This window comes from Streptomyces sp. NPDC058469, from assembly GCF_042721125.1.
In the GTDB taxonomy this organism is placed as follows: Bacteria; Actinomycetota; Actinomycetes; order Streptomycetales; family Streptomycetaceae; genus Streptomyces.
This window is the reverse complement of sequence record NZ_JBHXME010000306.1, coordinates 1-5,415: the sequence shown is the minus strand read 5'-3', so window position 1 is coordinate 5,415 and position 5,415 is coordinate 1. Positions and strand designations below refer to the sequence as shown.

Genomic DNA, 5,415 nt, shown 5'->3' with positions numbered 1-5,415 from the left:
GCAGGTAGTCCGGTATCCGCCTGCTCGTGAACGTGACCAGAGCGCTGCCGTTGCGCGTGTGGTAGTGGACGTCGGCCGCGTCGGCGGGAATCGACTTCCGGGGGGCGACGTGGGTGGCGGCGTCCTCGGCCAACTACCGGCGGGCCGACCGACCGGACGACTACGCGATAGACCGGGTGGTCATCCATGTCACGCAGGGCGGTTACGACAGTGCGGTGAAGGCCTTCCAGGACCCCGGGCACCAGGCGGCGGCCCACTACATCGTCCGCAAGGGCGGGGGCATCACGCAGATGATCCGCGAGCTGGACGTGGCCTTCCACGCGGGCAACCGGGAGTACAACGAACGCAGTGTCGGCATCGAGCACGAGGGCTTCGTGGAGCGGGCGTCCTCGTTCACCGAGGCGATGTACACGAGCTCCGCGCGGCTGACGGCGGAGATATGCGGGCGGTACGGGATACCCGTCGACCGGGAGCACGTCATCGGGCATGTGGAGGTGCCGGGGACCGATCACACGGACCCCGGGCGGTACTGGGACTGGGACCGGTACATGGGGCTCGTAAGGCGGGCACACCGGACACGAGTGTGACTCGGGTCACACTCCACTTTGGCTATGAGTCGTTTCAGTCACGACGGTGTCCGATGCGTCCCCCGCTCCGGAGGTGACCTGGGACACGTCAACTCGGCTTCTCCACAAGGGGAGTTGTGGAGAGTCCGTGCACGCTTACCTTTCACAGCTTGCCCTGCCCACTGCTAACTACTGCCCAGTTTTTACACAGCCCTTAGGTCAAATCTCTGGCCCCATGACACACACCAGCGAGCCCGCGTCCGAAGAGAACAGAGACACCAGGGACAGCAGGGGCAACCACCGCAAGAACACCGCCGAGAAGCGCGAGCACAGCAAGGACAACGCGGCCCGGGGCAAGGGCCTGCACCGGCGCAAGTTCCTCGGCGGCATGGCCGGCGCCGGCATCGCGGCGGTCGTCGGGGCCGGGGCGACCTTCTCCCTGCTGAGCGGGGCGAAGGACAAGGCGTCCGCGGCGGACGCCACCCTCACCATCCCCGACCTCCTGGAGGGCACCACCTCCAGCGGCGTCACCACGTACACGCTGGAGGCCAAGACCGGCACCCACGAGGTGATCTCGGGCGTCACCAGCAGCACGATGGGCTACAACCAGGACTTCCTGGGCCCCACCCTGAAGTGGACGAACGGCGACGAGGTCCTCCTCAACATCACCAACGACATCGGTGAGGACACGACGGTCCACTTCCACGGCGCCCACGTGCCCGCGAAGATGGACGGTGGCCCCCAGGTCGCCTTCGCCGACGGCACGACCTGGTCGCCGACCTTCACGGTCAAGGACCCGGCCACCACGCTCTGGTACCACCCGCACGCCCTGGGAACCACCGCGAAGCAGGCCGTGCACGGCCTGGCCGGGATGATCATCGTCGAGGACTCCTCGGACGCGTCCGCCGCACTGCCCAGCGACTACGGCGTCGACGACATCCCGCTCATCTTCCAGTCCCTCGCCGTGGACACCGCCGGAGACATCAAGTACGACGCGGCCGGCTACCGCCTGAGCACCACCACGTTCCCCCTGCTGCTCAACGGGACCAACGTGGACTCCACCACGCTCGGTTTCACCGCCACCAAGACCCGCAACCGCTTCCGCGCCCTGAACGCCTCCCCGTCCGACATCATCACGATCCAGCGCAGCGACGGCGGCACCCTCACGCAGATCACCACCGACCAGGGCTACCTGACCGAGGCCACCGAGGTGACCACGATCCGCCTGGTGGCCGGGGCCCGTGCCGAGTTCGTCATGGACCTCACCGCGGACGCCACCCTGCAGGCCGTGATCACCACCGGCTGGATCCGCGGCGGCAGCGGCACGTACGACGTCCTCGCGGTGACGGCCGGCGGCACCGACACCCCGGCCGACCTGCCCAGCACCCTCAACACCATCGACCGGTACGACACGAGTGACTTCACCGCCCGGACGATCACGCTGAGCCAGAGCGGCGCCACCATGCTGATCAACGGGGCAGCGGGCACGACCATGGCCGCGATGTCGATGATCAGCACGACGGTCGGCGCGAAGGAGATCTGGACGATCCAGAACGCCACCCAGCTGGAGCACTCGTTCCACCTGCACGACGTGCCGTACCAGTTGATCGCCATCAACGGCGAGGATCCCACCGGGGTCCAGCTCGGCTGGTACGACACCTACGAGGTGGTCGGCGGCGGTTCGATCAAGATCGCCATGGAGTTCACCGACTTCGCCGACGACACCTATATGTACATGCTCCACTGCCATCTCCTGCAGCACGAGGACGAGGGCATGATGGCCTCCCTCATGGTGACGGGTACGAGCACGACCGACACCACCGACACCACCGACTCCACGGCCACGGCCAGTGCGAGTGCGAGTGCGTCCACGAGTGCCAGTGCGTCGGCGACCGCGACGGACGACTCGACCGCGACGGCCAGCGCCAGCGCGACGGACGACTAGTCCCGCGGGGACCACGGGTCGCCCGGTGTCCGGTGTGTGCCTCCCCCGTGGACGCCGGACACCTCAGGGGCCGGGGAGAGTCGGCGGGCTCTCTCCGGTTCCAGGTGTGTCCAGGTCGTAGGGACCCCGTGTCCCCGACGACCTGACGACCTGACGCTCCGACATCAGGTCAGACCGGCGGCGCGAGCACGCTCCACCGCCGGGCCGATCGCCTTCGCCACGGCCTCGACGTCAGCCTCCGTGGAGGTGTGGCCGAGGGAGAAGCGCAGGGTGCCGCGGGCCAGGTCCGGATCGGTGCCGGTGGCGAGGAGGACATGGCTGGGCTGGGCGACACCCGCGGTGCAGGCCGAGCCGGTGGAGCACTCGATGCCCTGGGCGTCCAGCAGGAGCAGCAGGGAGTCGCCCTCGCAACCGGGGAACGTGAAGTGGGCGTTGGCCGGGAGGCGGTCCACCGGGTCGCCGCCGAGGATCGCGTCCGGGACCGCCGTACGGACGGCCGAGACCAGGTCGTCGCGCAGGGCGCCGATCTCGTGGGCGAACCCTTCGCGCTGTTCGGCGGCGAGTCGGCCGGCGACCGCGAAGGAGGCGATCGCGGGGACGTCGAGGGTGCCGGAGCGGACATGGCGTTCCTGGCCGCCGCCGTGCAGGACGGGTACGAGGGTGTACTCGCGGCCAAGCAGCAGGGCGCCGATGCCGTACGGACCGCCGATCTTGTGGCCGGAGACGGTCGCCGCGGCGAGACCGGAGGCGGCGAAGTCGACGGGGACCTGGCCGAAGGCCTGGACCGCGTCGGCGTGCAGCGGGATGCCGAACTCCCCCGCCACATCGGCGAGTTCGCGAACCGGCATGACCGTGCCGATCTCGTTGTTGGCCCACATCACGGTCGCCAGGGCGACGTCGTCGGGGTTGCGGGCGATCGCCTCGCGCAGCACCTCGGGGCGGACGCGGCCGTAGGGGTCGACCGGGAGGTACTCGACGGTGGCGCCCTCGTGTTCGCCCAGCCAGTGCACGGCGTCCAGGACGGCGTGGTGCTCGACGGGGCTGGCCAGGACGCGGGTGCGGGCCGGGTCGGCGTCGCGGCGGGACCAGTACAGGCCCTTCACCGCGAGGTTGTCGGCCTCGGTGCCGCCGGAGGTGAAGACGACCTCACTGGGGCGGGCGCCGAGCGCTTCGGCAAGGGTTTCCCGGGACTCCTCGACCGTACGGCGGGCCTTGCGGCCGGAAGCGTGGAGGGAGGAGGCGTTGCCCGTGATGCTCAGGTGGGCCGTCATCGCCTCGACTGCCTCGGGAAGCATCGGGGTGGTCGCGGCGTGGTCGAGGTATGCCATGGTGACGCCGATTCTACGGGCCCTGGTGCGCACCCCGGAGGGGCGGGCGGTCCGGCGGTGGTGGCGCGGCTCGTCCCGGGCCGCTTGTCACCACATCCGCGTCGGTCGAATCCGGTGGCTCCCGGAAAGATCTCCGGTCGCGCCTAGAAGCTCCAGGAGAGCGTGCTGTCGATCTGCATGAAGGCGACGAGGACCAGCAGATCGGCGATGCCGAGTCCCAGGCCGAGGAAGGCACGGCCGCGACGGGCGGTGCCGCGCCACAGCGCCGCGCCGGCCAGGGCGATGGCGATCGGGCCGAGGAACACGTTGAGCACGAGCAGGCCGACGAGGCCGAGGATGAAGGACGCTACGGCCATGCCGTCGGCGTCACGACGGCCGGTGGGCTTGACGTTGGGGTTGGCGTGGGCGGTGCTGCTGGCTGCCGGTGCGGTGAGTTGCATGGCGGTTCGGCTCCCGAGGATCGGGTGGATGGTGGGTCGGGCGGTCAGTTGGCGGTCGTACGGCTGCGGCGGCCGTGCCGCTCACGGAGCGCGAAGACGCCCAGCCATACGGCGATGACGGTGGCGGCGACGGCGGTGAAGGCGAGCGGCGCGTGGGCCACGGTGCCCACCACGACGCCGAACAGCAGGAGCGCTACGACGAGGAACAGCATGGGATGAATCCCCCTCCGAGAGGGCCTTGACGGCTCTCGTTACGTTTCGGTGAACGGTTGTAGTAACACTTGTTCACTGAACTTGAGTCTAGCGCGTCCGGCGACTTTCCAATTGCGGAGAACAGTTGTTAACTGGATGACATGAGTCACACCCTCGGCATCCGGCAGGTACAGAAGCAGAAGACCCGACAGGCGTTGCTGGACGCCGCGTTGGGGCTGCTGGAGGAGCAGAGCCTGAGCAGTCTGGGTCTGCGCGAGGTCACCCGTGCCGTGGGCGTCGCCCCGACCGCCTTCTACCGGCACTTCCGTTCCACGGCCGACCTGGGGGTCGCGCTCGTCGAGGAGGCGCTGGGCAGTCTGCATCCGATGATCCGGCAGACGGTGGCCCCGGCGGACAGCGGCCAACGCATCACGCGCGCGGTCGAGTTGATCGCCCACCACGTGGACACGCACCCGGCCCACGTCCGCTTCATCGCCCGCGAGCGGCACGGCGGGGTCCAGCCGGTACGGGAGGCCATCCGGGAGCAACTCGCCCGGTTCGCCGAGGAGGTGAAGGCCGAGCTGGCCAAGGACCCGGAGTCGCGGGGCTGGCGCGACGAGGACCTGTTGATGCTGGCCCACCTCTATGTCGACCAGATGCTCATCACGGCCTCGCTCTTCCTGGAGGCACTGGAGGCGTCGGACGAGGAGCGCGAACGCGTGGCCCAACTCGCCCAGCAGCAGATGCGGTTGATCAGCGTCGGCCGTCGGCACTGGCTCGGCTGACAGCTCCGTACCGGCGGACAACTCCGCACCGGCGACCGCGAGTTCCCTACCGGCGCGCAACTTGCCACCGGCGGCTGAGAGTTCCGTACCGGCGGCTGAGAGTTCCGTATGACGGCGGACATGCGACAGGGGCGGCGCGCCCGGTGTCCGGGCGTGCCG

5 protein-coding genes and 1 pseudogene are annotated in these 5,415 nt (G+C 69.3%); 3 read left to right on the top strand and 3 right to left on the bottom strand.

Annotation, left to right across the window (positions count from 1 at the left end):
* Positions 1–89: 89 nt before the first annotated feature.
* Both ACFWP5_RS51705 and ACFWP5_RS51700 read left to right on the top strand, forming a co-directional pair.
* Positions 90–587, top strand: a pseudogene (locus ACFWP5_RS51705) (N-acetylmuramoyl-L-alanine amidase); the annotation flags it as partial.
* A 214-nt stretch (positions 588–801) separates the two neighbouring features.
* On the top strand, positions 802–2,511 hold the full coding sequence (locus tag ACFWP5_RS51700) for a multicopper oxidase family protein (protein WP_384174187.1): 1,710 nt from the start codon (positions 802–804) through the stop codon (positions 2,509–2,511).
* 164 nt (positions 2,512–2,675) lie between these two features.
* On the opposite strand, the gene ACFWP5_RS51695 is transcribed toward ACFWP5_RS51700, so the two are convergent.
* The 3 genes from ACFWP5_RS51695 to ACFWP5_RS51685 all read right to left on the bottom strand — a co-directional run bounded on the left by ACFWP5_RS51695 (position 2,676) and on the right by ACFWP5_RS51685 (position 4,491).
* Positions 2,676–3,839 carry a cysteine desulfurase family protein gene (locus ACFWP5_RS51695; protein WP_384174184.1) on the bottom strand — a complete coding sequence of 388 codons (1,164 nt, stop codon included), beginning with the start codon at positions 3,837–3,839 and terminating at the stop codon, positions 2,676–2,678.
* A 143-nt stretch (positions 3,840–3,982) separates the two neighbouring features.
* Positions 3,983–4,279, bottom strand: a complete 297-nt coding sequence (locus ACFWP5_RS51690) for a DUF4190 domain-containing protein (protein ID WP_384174181.1) — start codon at positions 4,277–4,279, stop codon at positions 3,983–3,985.
* 44 nt (positions 4,280–4,323) lie between these two features.
* Complete coding sequence (locus tag ACFWP5_RS51685) at positions 4,324–4,491, bottom strand: hypothetical protein (RefSeq protein WP_384174178.1); 168 nt, start codon at positions 4,489–4,491, stop codon at positions 4,324–4,326.
* A gap of 141 nt (positions 4,492–4,632) precedes the next feature.
* Here ACFWP5_RS51685 and ACFWP5_RS51680 point away from each other — a divergent pair, with 141 nt between their 5' ends.
* A complete protein-coding gene (locus ACFWP5_RS51680; RefSeq protein ID WP_384174175.1) occupies positions 4,633–5,256 on the top strand; it encodes a TetR family transcriptional regulator in 624 nt (207 codons plus the stop codon).
* Positions 5,257–5,415 lie beyond the last annotated feature (159 nt).

Excerpts from the sequence above, each read along its gene's own strand:
- ACFWP5_RS51690 (WP_384174181.1), bottom strand. The coding sequence starts at position 4,279 with ATGCAACTCACCGCACCGGCAGCCAGCAGCACCGCCCACGCCAACCCC.
- ACFWP5_RS51695 (WP_384174184.1), bottom strand. The coding sequence starts at position 3,839 with ATGGCATACCTCGACCACGCCGCGACCACCCCGATGCTTCCCGAGGCA.
- ACFWP5_RS51700 (WP_384174187.1), top strand. The coding sequence starts at position 802 with ATGACACACACCAGCGAGCCCGCGTCCGAAGAGAACAGAGACACCAGG.
- ACFWP5_RS51685 (WP_384174178.1), bottom strand. The coding sequence starts at position 4,491 with ATGCTGTTCCTCGTCGTAGCGCTCCTGCTGTTCGGCGTCGTGGTGGGC.
- ACFWP5_RS51680 (WP_384174175.1), top strand. The coding sequence starts at position 4,633 with ATGAGTCACACCCTCGGCATCCGGCAGGTACAGAAGCAGAAGACCCGA.